Origin of the sequence: Campylobacter sp. RM16189 (genome assembly GCF_012978815.1) — a bacterium.
In the GTDB taxonomy this organism is placed as follows: Bacteria; Campylobacterota; Campylobacteria; order Campylobacterales; family Campylobacteraceae; genus Campylobacter_A.
In genome coordinates this window covers 74,175-95,387 of the sequence record NZ_LIWR01000008.1, presented here as the reverse complement: position 1 = coordinate 95,387, position 21,213 = coordinate 74,175, and the positions used below count along the sequence as shown (strand labels likewise).

18 protein-coding genes are annotated in these 21,213 nt (G+C 35.2%); 6 read left to right on the top strand and 12 right to left on the bottom strand.

Annotated elements, in window-relative coordinates; genetic code table 11:
• Positions 1-141 precede the first annotated feature (141 nt).
• Genes CDOM16189_RS07190 through mqnE form a run of 5 tightly spaced genes read right to left on the bottom strand, consistent with a single transcriptional unit; the run spans position 142 to position 4,869 of the window.
• Positions 142-819 (bottom strand): pilus assembly FimT family protein, encoded by a 678-nt coding sequence (locus CDOM16189_RS07190; RefSeq protein WP_169973242.1) that lies wholly within the window; start codon positions 817-819, stop codon positions 142-144.
• Positions 816-2,021 (bottom strand): glycosyltransferase family 39 protein, encoded by a 1,206-nt coding sequence (locus tag CDOM16189_RS07185; RefSeq protein ID WP_170000906.1) that lies wholly within the window; start codon positions 2,019-2,021, stop codon positions 816-818. The genes CDOM16189_RS07190 and CDOM16189_RS07185 overlap by 4 nt, the downstream gene beginning before the upstream one ends.
• A gap of 21 nt (positions 2,022-2,042) precedes the next feature.
• Complete coding sequence (locus tag CDOM16189_RS07180; protein WP_170000905.1) at positions 2,043-2,483, bottom strand: phosphoribosyltransferase; 441 nt, start codon at positions 2,481-2,483, stop codon at positions 2,043-2,045.
• Positions 2,484-2,494: 11 nt separating this feature from the next.
• Positions 2,495-3,787, bottom strand: a complete 1,293-nt coding sequence (locus CDOM16189_RS07175; protein WP_170000904.1) for a solute carrier family 23 protein — start codon at positions 3,785-3,787, stop codon at positions 2,495-2,497.
• Between the two features lie 17 nt (positions 3,788-3,804).
• Entirely contained in the window at positions 3,805-4,869 is a 1,065-nt protein-coding gene (mqnE, locus tag CDOM16189_RS07170; RefSeq protein ID WP_170000903.1) for an aminofutalosine synthase MqnE, read from the bottom strand.
• A 111-nt stretch (positions 4,870-4,980) separates the two neighbouring features.
• On the opposite strand from mqnE, the gene CDOM16189_RS10030 reads away from it, so the two are divergent.
• Positions 4,981-7,467, top strand: a complete 2,487-nt coding sequence (locus CDOM16189_RS10030) for an HD domain-containing protein (RefSeq protein ID WP_349304343.1) — start codon at positions 4,981-4,983, stop codon at positions 7,465-7,467.
• 2 nt (positions 7,468-7,469) lie between these two features.
• Positions 7,470-9,281 carry a glutamine--fructose-6-phosphate transaminase (isomerizing) gene (glmS, locus tag CDOM16189_RS07160; RefSeq protein ID WP_170000902.1) on the top strand — a complete coding sequence of 604 codons (1,812 nt, stop codon included), beginning with the start codon at positions 7,470-7,472 and terminating at the stop codon, positions 9,279-9,281.
• A 40-nt stretch (positions 9,282-9,321) separates the two neighbouring features.
• Here glmS and CDOM16189_RS07155 read toward each other — a convergent pair whose 3' ends face one another.
• Positions 9,322-9,807, bottom strand: coding sequence for a DJ-1/PfpI family protein (locus CDOM16189_RS07155; RefSeq protein ID WP_170000901.1), 486 nt, complete (start codon positions 9,805-9,807; stop codon positions 9,322-9,324).
• Positions 9,808-9,890: 83 nt separating this feature from the next.
• Here CDOM16189_RS07155 and CDOM16189_RS07150 point away from each other — a divergent pair, with 83 nt between their 5' ends.
• Together CDOM16189_RS07150 and CDOM16189_RS07145 are read left to right on the top strand one after the other, a co-directional pair.
• Positions 9,891-10,256 (top strand): HIT family protein, encoded by a 366-nt coding sequence (locus CDOM16189_RS07150; protein ID WP_170000900.1) that lies wholly within the window; start codon positions 9,891-9,893, stop codon positions 10,254-10,256.
• Positions 10,249-11,109 (top strand): cache domain-containing protein, encoded by an 861-nt coding sequence (locus tag CDOM16189_RS07145; RefSeq protein ID WP_170000899.1) that lies wholly within the window; start codon positions 10,249-10,251, stop codon positions 11,107-11,109. Before CDOM16189_RS07150 ends, CDOM16189_RS07145 begins: the two co-directional genes overlap by 8 nt.
• Here the strand turns inward: CDOM16189_RS07145 and CDOM16189_RS07140 are convergent, their stop codons facing one another.
• Genes CDOM16189_RS07140 through phsA form a run of 5 tightly spaced genes read right to left on the bottom strand, consistent with a single transcriptional unit; the run spans position 11,110 to position 16,732 of the window.
• On the bottom strand, positions 11,110-12,189 hold the full coding sequence (locus tag CDOM16189_RS07140; protein ID WP_249321624.1) for a sensor histidine kinase: 1,080 nt from the start codon (positions 12,187-12,189) through the stop codon (positions 11,110-11,112). It abuts the gene before it with no gap.
• A 28-nt stretch (positions 12,190-12,217) separates the two neighbouring features.
• Positions 12,218-12,886: a response regulator gene (locus CDOM16189_RS07135; RefSeq protein ID WP_169973232.1), complete on the bottom strand. Its 669-nt coding sequence runs from the start codon at positions 12,884-12,886 to the stop codon at positions 12,218-12,220.
• A gap of 4 nt (positions 12,887-12,890) precedes the next feature.
• Positions 12,891-13,862, bottom strand: coding sequence for an NrfD/PsrC family molybdoenzyme membrane anchor subunit (nrfD, locus tag CDOM16189_RS07130; RefSeq protein ID WP_170000897.1), 972 nt, complete (start codon positions 13,860-13,862; stop codon positions 12,891-12,893).
• Positions 13,855-14,421, bottom strand: coding sequence for a 4Fe-4S dicluster domain-containing protein (locus tag CDOM16189_RS07125; protein WP_169973229.1), 567 nt, complete (start codon positions 14,419-14,421; stop codon positions 13,855-13,857). Before CDOM16189_RS07125 ends, nrfD begins: the two co-directional genes overlap by 8 nt.
• 10 nt (positions 14,422-14,431) lie before the next feature.
• Positions 14,432-16,732, bottom strand: coding sequence for a thiosulfate reductase PhsA (phsA, locus tag CDOM16189_RS07120; protein WP_170000896.1), 2,301 nt, complete (start codon positions 16,730-16,732; stop codon positions 14,432-14,434).
• A 453-nt stretch (positions 16,733-17,185) separates the two neighbouring features.
• Here phsA and CDOM16189_RS07115 point away from each other — a divergent pair, with 453 nt between their 5' ends.
• Positions 17,186-20,266: a cytochrome c biogenesis protein CcsA gene (locus tag CDOM16189_RS07115; protein WP_170000895.1), complete on the top strand. Its 3,081-nt coding sequence runs from the start codon at positions 17,186-17,188 to the stop codon at positions 20,264-20,266.
• Between the two features lies 1 nt (position 20,267).
• On the top strand, positions 20,268-20,705 hold the full coding sequence (locus CDOM16189_RS07110) for a fatty-acid--CoA ligase (RefSeq protein WP_211436606.1): 438 nt from the start codon (positions 20,268-20,270) through the stop codon (positions 20,703-20,705).
• Positions 20,706-20,727: 22 nt separating this feature from the next.
• Here CDOM16189_RS07110 and CDOM16189_RS07105 read toward each other — a convergent pair whose 3' ends face one another.
• Positions 20,728-21,213 carry a phosphatidylglycerophosphatase A family protein gene (locus CDOM16189_RS07105; RefSeq protein WP_170000894.1) on the bottom strand — a complete coding sequence of 162 codons (486 nt, stop codon included), beginning with the start codon at positions 21,211-21,213 and terminating at the stop codon, positions 20,728-20,730.

The window sequence follows — 21,213 nt, the reverse complement described above, 5'->3', positions numbered from 1 at the left end:
ATGACGATTAAAAAGAAAAAGCTTTATTAACTTGAAAGAAGAAGTTAAAGGTGGTTTCTTAATTCGTGAGCTGGAATTATATAAGAGAGAAGCTTAAAGGGAGGTTAAAAAACATACACCACAGAAATAATTTTATCTTAATCAGTATGAGACCCTAGCAAAACCGGTTTCAGGAGAGATATATATAGTAGCATTTCTGTCAGCAGTACTTATAGAAATAAAGCAATTATTGCCTGAAACCAATATCCTATCATATCCCCTTTGTGCTCCGCCTGTGGTGCCGGTAGTGCTGGCTTTTTGCATCGGACGCCCAAATTCATCAAACGATATAGATGTTGTATTGGCAGCACCGCAACCATTTGAAAAATCAATATTAGTTATTCCAAATTTTTTTGTTATATTATATTTATTGCTAGCATTTTGGCAACCGCCTCCCAAAGAGCCGCTATCCCAACCGGCACTCATGATTTTTGACGGATCTTGAGGATCTCTAGCGACCTCATCTATGCTATTTAAATTTCCTGTAAATTTTCCTACGCCATCAAAATAAACACTATATGTCCAGTCAGTATTTTTACTGCCACAAAAACCGCCTGTATTAAAAGAGAGAGTCCATCTTCTTTTAAACCATTTATCCACGGCCGGATCGAATTTATTATCCTGCATAGCAAGATGTTGAGTGTATCTTATATGAGAGATTATTTGATCAACAGCTTCGGCAAGGTTATCGCGCTCAAGTCTTGGTATAGCCATCGCGGCTAAAATTCCTATAACAACGATAACAACAACTAGCTCAAGCATAGTAAAGGCTTTTTTCATATATATTCCTGAGAGAGTTTAAATTTAGCAATAGGTTTACCAAATTTTTCTATGGTTATATTAGCATAATTATCTTTTAAATCTAAATTTATAAGTTTTGTTTTACCATTTTCGATTCCGTAAAATTTAAGCCTAAGCGCTAATCTTTCATCGGCTTGAACATTTTTAATATCCATTTCTTTGAGCTTTATTGAAAGCTCTTTTGCAATATGATACTTATAAGCGAAATGTTTTTTAGGATTTTTGGCATATATATAAAAAATTTCATTAAACAATACAAAAACAAAGCTCGCAATCAAAGAAAAAGCAACAAATGAGGTCATAAATTTATAGCTTTTTCTAAAAATTGGTAGCCTAACTCGATATGAGTTAAAAAAAACTCTCACTATAAGAGGAGTTGATATCACGCAAAAAGGTAAAAAATTTTCAATCTCAAGTCTTTGCCTTATGGATGCGACAAGACATAGACAAAAAGACGTTATCACAACAAACCAAAGCAAATTTTTTTGCTCTTTAACCCAAATTCTATACATACAATATACAAAATATATAAATACAAACGGCGAAAATACGGCAGCAAATATACTTATTGTGTCTAAAAAATATCCTCTTGGCTTCCCGCCTGTATCAAAACCGTATATAGATAAACATATACTAAACAAAATAGCTGATAGCCACGCAAGTTGACCGTCTTTTTTATAAATTCCAAATACAAAAAGAGCAATAAAATATGCCAAGAAAGAGTCGCTAGCAAAAGCAAGTAAAACCAAAACAAGATAAAACGCTACAGTCTGCCTGATTTGATAAAGATATATACCAAGCAATGCAAGCATTATAACTATGCCTGCATCATTTACGAGTATCGCAGATGCAATAACTCCCGGTAAAAATATAAAGATCAAAACACTTACTACTCTATCAAATTTGCGTTTTAATATAGATTTTGAAATTTTATATAGTAAAACTATACTGATTACATGAGAAATCAGAAAAGGCGATCTTAAAGCGTAGTCATTTTGACCAAAAATAGACACAAAAAATCTAGATATAACTCCAGCCATTGAACCGGAGTTATAAAAAATCTCAGCTTCATAGTAGCTAATACTAAGAGTTGAAACCGCATAGAGTAAATAACATAGACTAAAACAGCATATAAGAGATATCAAGAAAGATTCTGAATATAAAAAACCTTGTTTTTGCACTATGTTTTACTTTAACAACAATTATATATGAACATCCCAGAAAAATTCAACCCACTCATGCGCCTCTTTTATCTTAAAATCAGGCAACAACAGAGCCTTTGTTTTATAAAACACTGATGCGATTTTAATATCTATATGAGGATAAATTTTTAAGAGCTGCCTCTTAATCTCAACTATACTCTCACCAGTATCTATAATATCGTCAACTAGCAAAATTTTAGTAAATTTAGAAAGGTCAGGGATATTGAAAATTTCAATCGTATCAAGCTTTTTCGTATCCTCGTAATGGATAGAATTTAAAGTGAAAAGATTGCGTTTATTAAGAGCAACAGCCAAAGAGTGTCCTAATGTAAGACCACCTCTAGCAATAGCCAAAATTACATCCGGATTAAATTCATCCCTTACCTCTTTTGCCAAAGCCTTAATATCTTTTTCAAATTCCTCATATCCGTAATATATCATACAAAAACTCCTTAATGAACTAAAAATACTATCAAACCAATAAGAGCAAGGACTATAACACCGAAGTTAATTTGATCAAACTCACGTCTTAAAAGCCTAACTATCAAATATGCTATAAATCCTGCAGATAGACCGCTTGTAATAGAATATGTAAGAGGCATTAAAATTACTATAAAAAATGCCGAAATACCGATTGCTGGATCTTTGAAATTGACATTAGCAAGTTCGCTAAACATAAGCACTCCAACCATTACAAGCACAGGATATACCGCGTTTGAAGGTATCGACTTAAAGAGAGGAAGCATAAATACTGTAAGCAAAAATAAACATCCACAAAATACCGCCGTAAGGCCAGTTCTACCGCCCTCTTCTACACCGCTTGCACTTTCTACGAAAGCCGTAGTAGTACTAACTCCTATCAAAGAGCCTGCAACTGTCGCTATAGCATCTGCTTCAAGAGTCTTTTCTAGTTTTCTCATGCCCTGCCGATTACTTTCATCAAATATTCCAGCCCTATTACCAACTCCAGCCAATGTACCAACTGAGTCAAAAAGGTCAGTAACAAAGAAAGTGACTATAACAGGCAATAAAGCCAACGATAACGCCCCTATAATATCAAGTTCTAAAAACATCGGAGATATAGATGCCGGGAGAGAAAAAACCTCGCTAGGATAAGGTGAAATTTTAAATACCCACGCAACAATAGATGTAGCAATAATGGATAAAATAAAAGCTCCCTTAACCTTCCAAGTCCAAAAAGATATTACAAAAAGAAGACCTATTAATCCCAAAATTACATTCATATCTTTTAAATTTCCAAGCCCAACCAATACAGCATCGTTCTTTACTATTATGCCCATCTGCTGAAGCCCGATAAAGCTTATAAAAGTTCCTATACCAGCACTTATTGCACGTCTAAGATCAAGCGGAATAGACTTTATAACCCAGACTCTAAAATTTGAAAAAGATAATATAAAAAATATAATTCCCGATACAAAAACCACACCAAGAGCCGTCTGCCACGGCATATTCATGCCAATAACAAGACCGAATGTAAAATAAGCATTTAATCCCATTCCAACACTCATTGCCACAGGAGTATTGGCCCATATTCCGTTAAATACGGTAGCAAAGAATGTAATAAGTGCAGTCGCAGTTATAAGCGCCTCTATAGGCATACCAGCCTGACTCATAATAATCGCGTTTACAGGCACGATATACATCATTGTCAAAAATGTCGTAAGACCGGCGCTAAACTCTTTTTTAACGTCGGTCTTATTCTCTTTTAGCTTAAAATAATCCACCTTTCTCTCCTTAAAATTTAATACACTTTTATCTCGTTATACATACTATCTCTCTCCACAGCAGTTAATCCGGAGCTTTGAATAAGATCTATAAAACTTCGCATATCCATCCCTCCGGCACTCTTTGCTCCGGCAGCACTCTGAATGCTCTCTTTTTGTATGGTTCCATCCAGATCATCAGCTCCAAATTCTTGAGCAACCATAGCTAAATTTATAGTAGAAGTCGCCCAATATGCCTTAATATGAGGCACATTATCAAGGACTAAACGCGATATAGCCATAGTCTTTAAAATTTCGACAGAGCCCATAAATTTGCTAACTTTTATAAAATTATTATCCTTTTGATACACAAGCGGAATAAACGCATTAAATCCATTTGTCATATCTTGTAAATCACGAATTCTAAGCATATGATCTATCCTGTGTCTAGGCTCTTCTATGTGTCCAAATAGCATAGTAGCGTTACTCAGCCTACCTCTTTCGTGCCATTTTTTATGGATTTCAAGCCAATTTTTAGAGCTTACTTTGCCCTTGCAAATTTTAGCTCTAATATCCTCGTCAAATATCTCAGCTCCACCGCCAGGCATGCTATCTACACCATACTCTATCATCTTATCTATAACTTCATCATAGCTTAATCCGTGATGACGGGATAAGAAATCAACCTCTGCCGCCGTTAAAGCCTTAACGTGCAAATTTGGATATATCTCTTTTATCTTTTTAAAAATTTCTAGATACCACTGCCAAGATGTATTTGGATTGTGAGCCGAAACTATATGTATCTCTTTTGCTCCGTTTTCTACGCTTTTTTCTACTATTTGCATAATCTCATCATGGCTCATAATATATGGATTTGGATTTTTCCTGTGAGATGAGAAGGCACAAAATTTACATACATCCGCACAGATATTTGTCGGATTAATATGACGATTTAGATTAAAAAAGGCCTTTTTACCATGCAGTTTTTGGCGCTTTAAATTTGCAAATTTGCCCAATGTAAAAAGATCAAGGTCGTATAGCTTAAAGCATTCACTGGCTTCAAGCCTATCGCCACTTTGTAATTTTTCTATTAAATTTATCAATTTCATAGCCCATTTTGAATTAGATATTGGCGATTATAGATAAAAAAAGCTTTGTTTTTGCAAAATTTTAGTATTATTTATAAATTTAACTTTTAAAAAGGTTGGCAGAAGGTGGCTTTAAGAAGAGAGAGGATTGATTTTTTAGAGCTAGAAAACATACGCAAAAAACATCAAAAAAATCTAAAAACAGAAATTTTAAAATTGCAAGGAAAAGGATTTGCAAATTTTATAGCCAAAGAGAGCGATGAACTCATAAAGCTATTTACAAATGCTGTGTTTGGTGATATTTTTAGCGATTTTTTACCAGACATAGATCACATTCCACTTTGCGTCATAGCAACCGAAAAATACGGACAAAGTCTCATAAGCCCAAATTCCGTCTTTGAAATTTTAATCGTATATAAAAATATAGACGGATTTAACATACGCCAAATTTTAAAACTTTTACATCAGGCATTGGAAGACTGCGGGCTAAATTTGAACATAAAGGCAATTCAGCTTAATGAAATTTTTGAAAATTTCAAAAACGAATTTAAAATAAAAGCTTCAATTAGTAAAATTCGCTATATATCTGGCTCAAAAAATATGTACAAACTCGCCAGAAGCGAAATATATAAAACTAGAGAATTTAATCAAAAAGAGAATTTAAAATACTACATAAAATCTCTTGGAGCTTTTAAGGATATTAAAAATTTAAAGCAAGAGCCGGATCTTAAGAGTGACTTTGGCGGAACAAACGATATTTACTATCTAAATTGCGCATTAAACGGCTTTGATAACGAAATAAGCTTTAGAACGCAGGCACTTAATTTTATAGATGAAAAAGAGCTAAGCGTATTAAATTTAGCGATAGATTTTATATTATGTATAAAAACAGCTCAAAATTTATCCACGGGCTCTGATATATTTAGCTCAGCTTATATCGACGAAATCACCAATCTAATGCAAACAAAGTCTAAAAAAACTCAAGAAACAGACAGTATAATCTCTCAAAAGTTGCTATCTTGCATGCATACCGTGGCTCTTTATTCAAGGTATCTTACCGCTTCTTTTTATAGATCGAATTTTAAAAGCGAGATGAGTTTTAAGCAGCTAAAAATAGCAAGGCTAAAAAATGGATTTTATAGAATAGAAGATACTCTTTATACTCCGCTTCATAAAAAATCAAAAGGATTAAATGATGTGCTGGGAGAGCTTTTAGAACTTAATGATATGGATTATAAATTTGACACAGGAGCTATCTTTTATATAAAAAGGGCTGAAGTTTTAAAAAGCGAGCTTGAAATTTATCTAGCGAATTTCAAAAAAATTTTAGAAAGAAAAAATAGCTACTGCCTGCTTAAAGCTCTGCTTGATGCTGAAATTTTGCCAATTTTAGTTAAGCCTATGGAGCACACAAGCCATCTTGCGGTATTTGACGGATATCATAAATTTACGGTTGACGAGCATTGCTTGCTTACAGTAAAACATCTAGAAAACATCAAGGATAAATTTATAAAGAACCTATATGACGAGCTTTGCGGCGAAGGCAAAATAATGCTAAAGCTTGTGGCCTTGCTTCACGATGTTGGCAAAGGACTAACAGGCGATCACAGCGTAGTTGGCTCAAATATCTTTAGGGCTTATGCTGCCAAACTTGAGTTAAGCCAAAAAGCGGTAAATACAGGGGTTGTCTTGGTTAGATACCATACTCTTATGAGCGATGTTGCAAACCGCGAGGATATCTACTCTCAGCAGACTATTTTTAGCTTTATATCAAAGCTTGGCGATAAAAATGTCTTAAAACTTCTGTATATCATTACTTATTGCGTTATCAACGCAACTAACGATAAATTTTATACAGCTTATCTTGCTAAACTTTTACGCGAATTATATCTGATATCTCTTGAAAGCTTTGATGACGAAAATCTACTTGACGAAGCCACAAGAAGAGCAAAAAAAGAGCATAGTCTAAAGAGAAATAGTGAATTTATAGGATTGGACGAGAATTTAAAGGAAAAAATCTTTAAAATTCCGGCAAATTTATTATTTATAAAATATCAGCCCTTAGATATAGTAAATATCGCCTCTTTAGCGCAAAATACGCAAATTTTAGATATAAACACTAAAAATCATCCAAGCTTTATTATCCAAATAGTCTCAAAATTCTATCCGAATCTAGCTATACTTTTATCAAATTTAGCTCATCTTGACCTTGCTTATATGGAAATTTTTGAGCTATTTGACGATAAATTTTATATCAAACTTGATTTTAATAAAAATGTCAAAAATAGCGAGTTAGAGACCATTAGGAATCTAATAGAAATTTCGCTTAAAAGCATAGATAAAGCTAGCATTGATAAGCCACTGATTTTAAAAGATGAGCTAAATTTTGATACGAATCATTCAAAAGATTATGCTAAACTTTCGATAAATGCCAAAGATCAGCGTGGACTCATGGCTTATGTGATGGGGGTTTTGGAAAATCTAGACATAAAAATCACTAGTGCGAGAATTCAAACCATAAAAAATCGCACACGCAATCTATTTTTGATAGAAAAAAGCCAAAAGCTATATGCAAACGAGAGTGAAATTTTAAATTTATTGATAAGCGAGTAAAAATGTGTGGAATAGTAGGCTACATAGGTAGCGGTGAAAAAAGAGATATTATTTTAAATGGACTAAAAGAGCTTGAATACCGCGGATACGACAGTGCCGGTATGGCGGTAATGAGCGAAAACGAGATTAATTATTTTAAAGCGGTTGGAAAACTTGAAAATTTGGCTCAAAAAACAAAGGACTTTAGCTCTATAGGCAAAGGTGTGGCCATAGGGCACACTCGCTGGGCTACCCATGGGAAACCAACAGAAATAAACGCTCATCCACATTTTGGCGAGCACTCTTTCGTAGTACATAACGGAATTATAGAAAATTATAAAGAGATTAAAGATGAGCTTGAAGCTAAAGGCATAAAATTCTTAAGTCAAACAGATACCGAGGTCATAGTTCATCTGTTTGAAGCCAATTTAAGAGAGCTTGATGACGTATTTAAGGCGTATGAAAAGACAATATCAAGACTTCAAGGAGCCTATGCGACTCTGCTTATCACAAAGCTTGCTCCTAATAAGATATTTTTTGCTAAAGACGCTGCGCCTATGGCTATAGCAAAAGTAGAAAATGACGAGCTGTTTTTCGCATCTTCTGATGCCGCACTAATAGGAATAGCAAAAGATGTGATGTATTTAGAAGACAAAAATTACGGATTTATAAGCACTGATGAGATAAAAATATATAAGCATGCCCAACCTATCTCGCCTGCATTCGTGCCACTTCCAAGAGACAAGAGCTATGCTCAAAAAGATGGGTATAGATTCTTTATGGAAAAAGAAATTTACGAACAAAGCACCGTAGTTGCAGAGTGCATGATGGGGCGAATCAAAAACAAAAATATAGAGCTTGAAGGACTTAGTAACGAATATCTGGCAAATATCGATGATATAGTGCTTTGTGCATGCGGAACAAGCTATCATGCAGCACTTACGGCCAGCTATCTCTTTGAGCGATTGGCCGACTTAAGAGCCAAAGTAGAAATAGCCAGCGAATTTCGCTACCGTAAGCCAAAGCTAAATAAAAATTCTCTATTTATAGCAATAAGCCAAAGCGGAGAGACGGCAGACACCCTAGAAGCGTTAAAAATCGCAAAAGATACCGGACTAAAGACTCTGGCGATATGCAACGTCGATAACTCCTCTATAGTCCGCCTGGCTGATAATACACTACTTACTCGCGCAGGAATAGAAAAGGGTGTGGCTAGCACAAAGGCTTTTGCAACCCAACTAATACTTCTATGGATGCTTGCATTACAAAGCGCAAACGCTAGAAAAAGCATAGCAAAAGAAGATCTTGAAAGCGAAATAAACGCCCTGCTTCATGTGCCTACAATACTAAATATCAGTACAAATTTACAGGAAAAAATCCGCCGCTTATCTAAGCATTATCTTCATGGGCACGGATTTTTCTTTATTGGACGCGATATTTTCTATCCGCTTGCACTTGAGGGTGCTTTAAAACTAAAAGAAATTTCATATCTGCATGCAGAAGGCTATCCGTCGGGCGAAATGAAACACGGACCTATCGCGCTTGCGGACGAGAGATTATTCACTATAGCCCTCATGCCAAAAAATAGTCTATATGATAAAACAAAGAGTAATGTCGAAGAGCTTGCCGCAAGAGATGCCTACATCCTAGCAATTAGTCCGCAAGAATTTGAATTAAGCGATGATTTTATAAAAACAAGCGAACAATCTCATGTTATGAGCGAATTTTTTGAGATGATGATAATACTTCAAATTTTTGCTCTCGAAATCGCCGTTAGACTGGGCAATGATGTGGATATGCCAAGAAATCTTGCCAAAAGCGTTACTGTAGAATAAATTTAATAAAATTGAGAATTTTAGACCATAAAATTCTCAGCTAAATTAAAATTTCAGCCAACCTATCTTTTGTAACACTATTTAACTCGCAAATAGTTACTATATCCTCATCTTCGCACATATTTGCATTAACAAATTTTGCATATTCACCAATAGCGTTTTTATACCCTGCTCTAAGGCAAGCCCCTCTGCCTTCCAAAAACCCTGCACCTCCAAAAATCAAAGCTCCTAAGTCAAGCGCTATTTTAAGTCTAGCCCTGCCTGCACTTCTAATCCAGCTTAGAAAAATTTCATCATGTCTTAAGCTAAGCACTCCAAGCCCATCTGGAATAATAACAACGTCATATCCATACAAACTCTCGCCGTAAATTTGAGGCACTATCTTTAGTCCATGCTCGTCTACTATTTCACTCTTAAAAGCGCAGATTTTAACATCATGCTTTGTTTGCAAATTTGAAAGCATATTCCAAATTTCAGCCAAACTTGCCAAATTTATCTTATCATATACGACTATTGCTATCTTCATATCTGTTCCTTGTTTTACATAGTATAGATTTAAATAGATTAAAATTCAAATTTAGATACAATCGCCTCAAAAAAGAGGTAAAAATGATATATCAAGATGAATTTATAAATATCGAGCGCGAAAATAGTGAAATACCTTGGATTAAAATTTTTACAAATACTCCTTACGTTGAACTTAGCGATTGTGATGAAGCTACTCAAAATAGGCTTTTTGAAGCAATTTTAATAGCAGAAAAAACAATGATTAAATTTTATAAACCGAAAAAAATAAATATAGCAAGCTTTGCAAACTATCTTCCAAGAGTGCATTTTCATGTAATGGCAAGATTCGAAAACGATAGCTTCTTTCCAGAGTCTATGTGGGGTAAAAAACAGCGCGAAGGATCGGTTAAACTGCCAGATTTTAATGAGTTTAAAGAAATTTTAATAAAGAATTTAGAGAATGAATAAGAAACTAGCAATTACTTTTTCTCTAACAGGTCTAATACTATTAATATTTTTAATATTCTATTGGTTTGAATACACAAAAGAGCTAGAAACTGAAAATATAAAGAAATTTTTTGATTTCCAAACCAAAATACTAAACAAAAATATAGAAGAAGAGAAACTATCGGCAATGACAGTGGCGGTACTTTTATCAGAAAATGAGAATATCAAAAACTGCCTTTTACAAAACGATAGAGACGGTTGTCTGCAAGCTTTGGACAAATTTACAAATATATTAAAAAAAGTGCCTATATATAAAAATGTAAAATTTCATATCCATACGGCAGATATGAAAAGCTTTATAAGAAGCTGGACGCCAATGCACGATGACAATCTTTTGGGTTTTAGATACATGCTAAAAGATGTTAGAAATAAAATTGTGGCAAATATCGAGGTCGGACGAGGAGGAGTCTTCATAAGAGCTGTTGCACCAATTTTATCATCAAAAAACAGTTTTTTAGGAAGCATAGAGGTCTTGCTTGGTTTTGAACACCTAAGCGACTTTTTCAAAGATCAAGGCATAGATCTTTTTGTACTCTTAAATAAAAGCCCAAATTCTCCATACCAAAGCCAAGACGATGAAAATATGATAAATGATTTTTATATCATAAACAAAGATTATGCAAATTTGAACATTTTGCCGATTTTACAGACAATCAATTTTAATGGGCAACAGTTCCATAAATTTAACACACACAACTTTGCAATCGAGCCAATGAATGACACTATGGGCAATAAAGTAGGCTATTTTGTAATATATTTCAATTCCGATCAAAAAGAAAGAAATTTATCAAAGCTAAATGTATTGCTTAAGTAGTTAGTCTAGTATATGCTTTGAATAAGGAATAAATTTATATTTAAACACGCTACCTTTTTTGAGCTCGCTCGTCACAGAGTATTCAATGCCGTTTTTTATACATATTCCTGCTACTATATTAAGCCCTAGGCCAAAGCCACCTTGCACGCCTTCATCTCTTACGTAGCGCTTCCAAATTTTATTAGGATCCTTTATGCCTTCGCCAAAATCCTCCACCTCAAGCACTATCCAATCGCTTTGAAGGCTTAATTTTAAATTTATAATACTTCCTGTTGGGCTATATTTAATGGCATTACTAAGATTATTGTCTATAAGCCTTCCTGCCTCAATCTTATTCATAAAGACCTTCAAATCAGGCTCTACAAAATCATAGATTTTAATATTCTTAGACATCGCAAGCCCTCTCATATACCTAGCTCGCTCAAGGCAAAATTCACTCAAATTTAAAATCTCAGGTGGAAACAAAATATAGCTATGTTTGATATAGTACTCTGTATCTTCGTACGTTATTTGCATCTGTTTTAAAGCTGCTTTTATGCGGCTGGTGTATTTATTGTCAATGCCTAGCATCTCTAAATTTATACCTATTACTCCAAGAGGGGTTTTAAGCTCATGCATGGCATCGTTAAAAAAATTATTCATATATTTTTTTGCATCTTTGTATGGCTTAATGCCACTCACAAAAGATAGATACAGCGTAACAAAAACCACGATCAAGGCAAATACAAGGGTTAAAACTGTAACAAACAAAATTCTTGCGCTATTTTGTTTTTTAGCCAAAATCAGATAATAAAAATTCTGCTCCAGCTGAAAATAGCTCTTGTAAAAGAGATATCCCTTCTCTTGCAAGGTTACAAACTGAAAGGTGCTTGGTGCAACCTCTAAATTTGATACTACTTTTTTCTCTTTGTAAGTGTAAATTCCATATTTATATATCAAAGATGATGGAATAGTTTGATTATTTTCTAGACTATGACGTATTTTGCCCTCGTATTCAAGTAATTCAAACATGTTTTTAGAATATTCGTCTTTAGCGCTTAAATTTATAATCTCATAGCTTTGGAAAATAAATAAAACCATTATCACCAAAGTCGAAAAAATCGGGATTTTAAGGTTGTTTAACATCTATTTTATAGCCAAGTCCACGAGATGAAACGATAAAATCAGGTTTTGTTTTTTGACGAATTTTAAGAACGTGCATCCTAATATCCGCCGAATCTATCTCCTTATCACCCCAAACCTCAGCCCTAAGAGTCTCAACTCCTACAAAACTATTTTTATGATAAAGCAAGCACTCTATTAGGTCAAATTCCTTTAAGCTAAGCTCTATTATCTTATCTTTAAAATGTAGCTGTTTTTTAATAGTATCTAGCTTAGAATCATCATCTATAGTGATTAAATTCTTATCATCTTTTCCATGATACTTGCGCATTAGTTCATTGACTCTAAATTTAAGCTCAGCTAACTCGAAAGGTTTTTTTAGATATTCGTTACAACCTAGCTCGTAACCAACGGATAAATTATTAATATCAACAAGCGAGGTCATGATCATTATCGGGGTTTGAAGGCCAATATCTTTTGCATATTTTATAACTTCGTGCCCGCTTATATGCGGAACCTTTATGTCAAGAATAAGCAGGTGGTAGAAGCTTTTTGATATCTTGTCGCATGCCACCTGCCCATCAGGCGCCTCGTCAACCTCATAGCCTAAGACCTGAAGATACTCCGAGACACTCTCTCTATAATTAAAATCATCCTCTAAAAGTAGGATTCTCACCCTATCAAACTCCTGTAAATACCTGCCCTGCATATACTATATAGTATCTTAGTAAAATTACTCCAAAGATTACTACGATAGAGTTGGCTACGATATATCCTACTCTATAAGCGTGATTTTTAAGAGCGGTAGCTGCTATTAATATTGGAGTTGCAAGTCCAACGCCCACAACGCCTAGCCAGAAGATTATAGCATAATGTCCCGTTGTAAGAGCTTGTTTTACAGCAACCGCACTTACGCCGCCCTCGAAATGTAGACCCAAGAAAAGTATCGCTATCAAAGGAACCTCAAACAATACAGCTCTAAGGTCTAAAACTAGCAGATATTTTACATTATCCTTATTTATTAGGTGCTTGAAGCATAGTAGCCCCACCAAAATATTTGCCGCAACGCCTGAGCTAAAGCCTGATGTCAAAAATAGAATCGGCAATATAGGCGTATTCCAAAGAGGAAGTTTTGTAATAGCACTTAACAAGAAGCCTGTATAAACTCCCACTCCGATAGCTAGTAAAAATAAAACAGTCTCTATAGTTTTAGCCAAAGGCGCAAATGAGCGAATAATTCTTGAAACTGGCCTTAAGATACTTAAAATAGAGTGTTTTTCTATCTCTTTTTCAAATATTATAATAGCGAACAAGAAAGCAAAAGGCGTATAAATCAAAAGCAAGGCAACACCTATTGACATAACAGACAAGAAGTTATATTTTAACAAAATCCAATAAAAGCTAAGAGGCTTACCAAGGTCAAACACAAGAAGAGCCAAGCCAACACAGATGGTAATAGGAGCAACTATAGCCCCCGCTTTAACCATCGCATCCCAAATAGTATCATTTTCTTGTTTGTGATAGTTCCATTTTACTAAAAGAGCAACCATCATAGATCCCGCAGAAAGACCCGCCAAAAATAGATAGACTGCAATCGGCCACGGCCAGTAAATTTCGTTATATTGAGCAACGCTTCCCCACATATTATTCATGGCTTCCTCCTTTGCGGTTAGCAATCATGGCTAGTTTAGGTTTTGTTTTAAGCTCTGCTTTTGGATAGTAGTGAGCTTTTTGTTGTAAAATTTTACTTACTTCGCTGTTTTTATCGTTTAGATCTCCAAATGCTAACGCATCTGTAGGACAAACGGTAACACATGCAGGTTGATCACCCTGCGATACTCTTGTATCAAAACAGAATGTACATTTATCAACCTCTCCTGTTTTTGGTTCTACATATCTAGCATCATAAGGACAAGCAAGTACACAGTATTTGCAAGATACACAGATGCTGTGATCCATCAATGTAAGTCCGTCTGCAGTCTTAAAGCTAGCTCCTGTAGGACATACGTCTACGCAAGGAGCATCTTCACACATTACACAGCTATTTCTTATAAAGTCTGTTTTTAAATTTGGGAATGTTCCACTCATCTTTGCATGAACTTGAAGTCTATACACTCCGTTTGGAACGCTGTTTTCACTTCTACAAGCTACAGAACAAGCTTGACATCCAATACAAAGATTTTCATTATGAACCATAGTATATCTTTTCATCTTCTCTTCCTTATGCTTTTACTATATCAACGCCAACGTTTGTAACCATCGTGGCGCATACTGGACCAGCCGCAGGGTCAAGCAATTTGCTTTGGTTTGTCCCTACTCCATCTATTCTTTCAAGACCTGCTGAAACGTGTCCAAATCCGTGATATAAGAATAAAGTATCCTCTCTAATACCTTCTGTTACAAATATAGTTGCTTTGTCTTTTGAGAACTTGTTTTGTAAAAATACCTTATCTCCGGTTTTTACTCCATGTTTTTTAGCTGTTTTTGGATGTATCCACACAGGAGAGTCGCTCATAAGATCATTTAGGAATGGAACGTTTTGAGTATGTCCATTTGTATGAATAGGAGTTTTGCCTGTCATGATAGATAGTTCGTGTCCACCGTAAACGTCCATATCTCTAATGTTATTTTCCATACTTCCTAAGCAACCATAAGTGGGGAATTGTGCTTCAACTTTCTCACTAAATAGCTCAATTTTTCCACTATCTGTTTTAAATTTAATTTGAGAATCCATAAGACCATTTTCACCTACGAATTTCTCTGCATGAGGGAATTTCTTAACAAAATTTTTAACGCTGTCTTTTTCTCTAAATAAAATTCCAGGAACCTTCCAAGTCACATATCCATCTTTTGCAAGCTGGGCTAGCAGCTCGGCATTTCCTTTAACTTGTTGCATTCTCCACTCATCCATTGTATTATTGGCATATTTTTCATCAATTTTCATGCGTCTTGCAAGCTCTCTAAAGATATCGTAACCGTTCTTTGTATCACCAACCGGATCAATTACCTTATTTCTTATCATATATGCAGGTTTTTGACTTGATTTATCTTCGATCCCCTCATCTCTTTCAAGATAGGTGCTCTCTGGTAAAATAACGTCTGCATAGATAGAAAAGTCGTTCATATAAACGTCAGAGCTTACGATAAAGTCAAGCTTTTTAAGGCTCTCTATAGTCTTATCAGTTCCTGCAACGTTTATCATATGGTTAAATCTGATATTGAACCAACCTTTTATAGGATAAGGTTTCTCACTCATAATTGCATCAGGAATTTCCATTAAAACACCGTGACTTCTGCCTACGAATTTATTTCTTCCGTCTTCCCCAGCAGCATCAAGTCTTGGAGTTTTTGGAACTTTTATGGCCGCATCAGGATTTGTTATAGCAGGTATTAGCTCTTCGCCTACTAAAGAGTTATATTTTTTCGCGTTTTTACCACCAAATAATCCGCCCTTTTTCTCCCAGTTACCCATCATCGCATTTGCTACCATGATGGCTCTTGTTCTTATGTATTCAGCTTTAGCAGTGGTTGTTTTATGTCCAAAGTCAATGATTACTTTTGGAGCTGCTTTCCAAATCTCTCCTGCTATTCTCTCAACTGTTTTAGCAGGAATTCCTGTGATCTTTTCTTGCCACTCTGGAGTTGTGTCTTTGGTGCTTTCCACAACCTTGTCAAAGCCGATTGTAAATTTCTCAATAAACTCTTTATCATAGGTTCCGTTTTTAATCCATGTATGAATAAGTGCTAATACAAACGCTAGATCGGTTCCCGGTTTTACAGGTAGCCACTCGTCAGCCTTAGCGGCTATAACGCTAAATCTTGGCTCAAGAACTAAAAGTTTAGTATCATCTCTCTCAGCCATTTTAGCAACTTTTTTAGTGTCTGATATAACGATACCTTCAAAGAGGTTGTGACCGAAATTTACGATATATTTTGCATTTCCAAAGTCTCTTTTTAATCTTCCATCGCCATACATATGCTCACATACCATTCTGTATGTTATCGGACAACAGGATAGGTGAGAAAAGCAGTTTGGAGATCCATAAGCGCTCGCAAAAGTCGTCATTAGTTTATGAGTTTGACTTGATTTTGCAGTGAATACAAAGCTCTCAGGTCCATATTTTTCTTTAATCTCAAGCATCTTTTTAGCCACTAGATCAAGTGCCTCATCCCAGCTAGCTTCGCGCCACTTATTTTCACCGCGCTCGCCTACTCTAATAAGAGGCTTAACAAGTCTTTGAGGATCATATAGTTGGCTGTGTCCAGCACCACCTCTTGCACAAACAGAAGTAGCTGTTCCGCTTACCTTGCCATTTCCTTGAATAAAAATATTTTTTCCATCAACCACTCTAGCCTCTATAGGACAGCGGGTAGAGCACATCTCGCAAAAGCTATAAACGGCCTTATCGCTAGCTTGTAAAGCTTTAGCTCCGACAGCGCCAAGCGTACCAGGAGCATATGTCATAGCCATTATTCCGGTCGCAGTAGAAGCTTTCAAGAAATTTCGTCTTGAACTGTTCATGTTTCCTCCTTATTAAGTTTAAGCAGAATAATAAAAGTCCTACGTAAATTATACGTAAATTAGTAATATCATCTTTTAATGATAATTGATAACTATTATCTTATACAAAGCTCGATATATTAGTAATCTTGACAAAAGTAGTATAAATTTTATATATAAGAAGTAATAAATATTATATTTATAATTATAAATAAATAAAAGATTTGCTATACTTTTTGACTGAATTGCTCTATTTGAATTATTTTTTATATTTTGAGCCAAGAAATAATAACAAATATTATAAATTAGTAAAATAAGAATATTTTAAACCAAAACAAATAACTTTAAAGTATCCTTTTGCTAGATATTTATTATACTAACGATTATTCCAGTAATTAGAAATTTATTATATAGTAACAAATATTTAAAAAAATATTGCTATAATTTTGCGCAGCTAAAATTAAAAGGATTCTAATGAGAGGCATTAAATCTCTGTTTTTAAGTATGACGTCGGCTATAGTTTTGTTACTAATATTCGCTATTGCAAGCGGTATTGCCACTATAGTAGAAACCGTTTATGATACAAAAAGCGCCTGGGCTTTAATATACGGGGCTACATGGTTTGCGCTTATTCAGTTGCTTTTGGGTATAAATTTGGCATACAATATTTATAAATATAAACTTATGGATATGAAAAAACTGCCTGTTTTTATATTTCATCTAAGCTTTTTATTTATGCTGCTTGGCTCTGCCATGACTAGATATCTAGGATTTGAAGCAAATATGCATATTAGAGAAAACACAACTCAAGATAGGATGTATGAGATGGGTTCAAGGCTTGAGATGAAGACTCAAAAAGATGGAAAAGAGTATAAAGTTTCCATTCCCAAGCAGATAAATGCCGTAACCCCTCATGAATTTAACATAGATCTGGATGTAGGCGGACAAAAAGCCAATCTAAAATATAAAGCATTCTATAAAAATGCAGAATTTGAATACTATGCGGCCAATAGCGGAGATCCTCTTATAGAGATTGTGGTATCTGATAGTCAAAACCGTGAAGATGTAGGGCTCAAACCGGGAGACGTCAGAGAGCTTGGCGGGGTAAGCTTTGCCTTTAATGCCGATCCTACACTGGAAAGATTTGTTAAATTCGAGTATAAAGATGGCAATTTTACAATGACTTCAAATCATAATGTAGGCTACTTCATAATGGCAACTAACGAAAAAGGAGAATATGAGGCTAAAAAACCTACAGAATTTCTTCCTATGCAATTATATACCATAGGAGATATAAATTTCGCTCCTAAAAATATCCTTAAAAAGGCTCAAAGAAGACTTGTAAGTAAAGGCGGACAATTTGACGCTTTGGTTGCTGATTTAAGCTTCAATGGAGAGAGCAAAGAGATTGTACTTTACGAAAACTATGTTATGCCTGTTGTTCAAACTATCGGAGGTCAAGAATTTACAGCATCTTGGGGAGCTAGAGAGATAATTCTTCCGTTTTCTCTACACCTTAAAGATTTTGAGCTCAAGCGATATCCTGGCTCAAATTCCCCTATGAGCTACGCAAGTGAGGTTGTAGTAAAAGATCCTCAAACAGGAGATTATGATTATAGAATTTATATGAACCATGTTCTTGATCACGCAGGATATAGATTTTTCCAAAGCTCTTATGATAAAGATGAGCGTGGCACAATCCTATCTGTCAATAGAGACCCAGGCAAAATTCCAACTTATATAGGATACTTCTTACTCGGTCTTGGACTATTTTTTAACGTAGTAAATCCTCATAGTAGATTTAGAAAATTGGCAAAATATATAAATGAAGATGCAATCAAAAATACAGCTAAAGCATGTATTCTGGCTTTCGCATGTATTTTTGTAGCTCCAAAAGCAAATGCTATGAATGTTGCTATTAAAATAGATGAAAACCACGCAAAAGAATTATCAACCGTAGTGGTTCAGAGTGCCGATGGGCGTATGAAGCCTTTTGATACTGTAGCAAGAGAAATTTTAAATAAAGTCTACAAAAAAGATATAATAAACGAAGCAAACGCAAACCAAATTGCACTATCTATGATGATAGATGCTCCTTACTGGAGAGAGATGCCTATAATAGCGGTTCACAATAAAGAACTAAAAAAGATAATAGGAATAGACGAAAACGCAAAATATGCCAAATTTAATGATTTTTTCGAATATGACCGCAATACCACAAGAAGCTCTTATAAACTAACCAAATACGCAGAATCTGCAAGCCGTAAACGTCCTGCAGAGCGTGGAACCTTTGATAAAGACGTGCAAAAAGTAGATGAGCGCTTAAACATCCTTTATATGGTATTTGTAGGCGAAATTTTTACAATGTTTCCAAAAATAGACGATCCTAACCATACATGGTATGCTCCTGCAAGTGCTATGATGTATTTTCCTAAAGAGGAGCGCGAGCCTATTAGCAGAATACTACAAGAATACTTCTCGGGAGTAAGCGATGCATTAAATAGTGGAAATTGGAGCGTTCCAAATAGGGTTTTAGCAGAGATTAAAACCTATCAAGAGGAGCACGGCAAGGCTGTAATGCCAAGCAAAGAGCGTATAGGTATGGAAATTTTATTTAACAAATATAAGATTTTTCAATCATTAATACCTATATATCTATTTGCAGGATTCGGACTATTATGTTTTGTATTTATTAAAATGGCTAAACCAAGATTAAATATAAATTGGATGTTTAAAATCGTATATTCTGTAAACATCTTAGCGTTTTTAGCCCACACTGCAGGACTTGCATTGCGTTGGTACATCTCAGGACACGCGCCTTGGAGTAATGCGTATGAATCTATGATATATATAGCTTGGGCTCTTGGCCTCTCTGGTATAGTATTTTCAAATAGAAGTCCTATTTCAATGGCGCTTACTTCAATACTCGCAGGCATAACTCTTTTTGTAGCACATCTTAGCTGGATGGATCCGCAGATCACAACGCTGGTTCCTGTTCTTCAGTCGTATTGGCTTACAATCCACGTTTCAGTTATTACCGCCAGCTATGGTTTCTTAGGGCTTTGTTCTCTTCTTGGTATGTTTGTACTTGTGCTATTTATTCTACAAGGCAAACAAGAACATAAAGAGATGTCAAGAAATATCCTAGAAGCTACTCGAATTAATGAAATGGCTATGATTTTAGGACTTAGCCTTCTTACTCTTGGTAACTTCTTGGGCGGTGTTTGGGCAAATGAGAGCTGGGGAAGATATTGGGGCTGGGACTCCAAAGAAACTTGGGCCTTGGTTTCTATACTAATATATGCCGCAGTATTACATATAAGATTTATTCCGAAGCTAAATAACCAATATGCATTTGCGGTTACATCCATGTTTGCTTACTGGTCTATTATCATGACATATTTTGGCGTAAACTTCTACTTAAGCGGTATGCACTCATATGCCGCAGGAGATCCGGTGCCTGTGCCTGACTTCGTATGGATGAGTGTAGTGGTAATGTTTGTAGTGTCAATTCTGGCATATTTTAGAAGACCTGAAAAAATGGCAAAGCTATAGAATGGGTGAAAAATCTCTATTTATTGCAATAATTTTGGTAGCAGTATTAGTCTTTGTAGGCGTTCTGCTACTACTCTTTAAATCCAAAAACAAAAATCAAGAACCACAAAAAAAGAATACAAAATCCCTAAAAGCCGATGAAGATGTCACCTTTAATCAGCTTTTAGGGATCATATCTAATCCAAAGTCAACTAAAAACGAACTATTTAGCGCCCTTAAAATTTTCACAGATCAATTTAGTATACCACCTAAAAACAATGGGCAATTACCAGATCTTGCAAAAAGTTATCTTAAATTCATACTTATAATGGCAAGCCACAAGAATGCCGATGCTAAACTAATAGCGTTCATGAGCAACGAGATTAAAAAGAAAAATCCAGAATATGCAAGAGAGATTGAAATATATGAAGAAGAGGGAAGATTAAGGCGAAAAAAGTAATATCAATTTCGCCTTTTTAAATCTATCTAATAGAAATCAGCCAATCTGTTCCTATTTCAAGCTTAATCAAAGCTCCATAGCACATAGCACTTAAAAGGCCTGCGAAAAAGCCCGCTAGCATATCATCACCCATCACTCCAAGCCCGCCTCTCACATCTCTATCGACTCTGCCGATAATAGAAGGCTTAACAATATCAAAAATCCTAAAAAACAGAACAGATAATATAAAGCTAAGCCATGAAGCAGAGCTCATTGAAATTGCAAGCCAAACACCAGCAACCTCATCTATGACTATGCTTTTATCATCGTGTACACCGGTTTTTGCCTCGTAGTCGTTTATTACGTTTATACTTGCTGCAAAAATCAAAATAGAAGCAAGAAAAAGCGTCTGATCGGATAAAAATATAAGTATAAGATAGGCAAATACTGCGGCTACCAGACTAGCTACAGTTCCCGGAGCCTTCGGACTAAGTCCGGTATAAAAAAAAGTCAAAAAAACTTTTTGCAT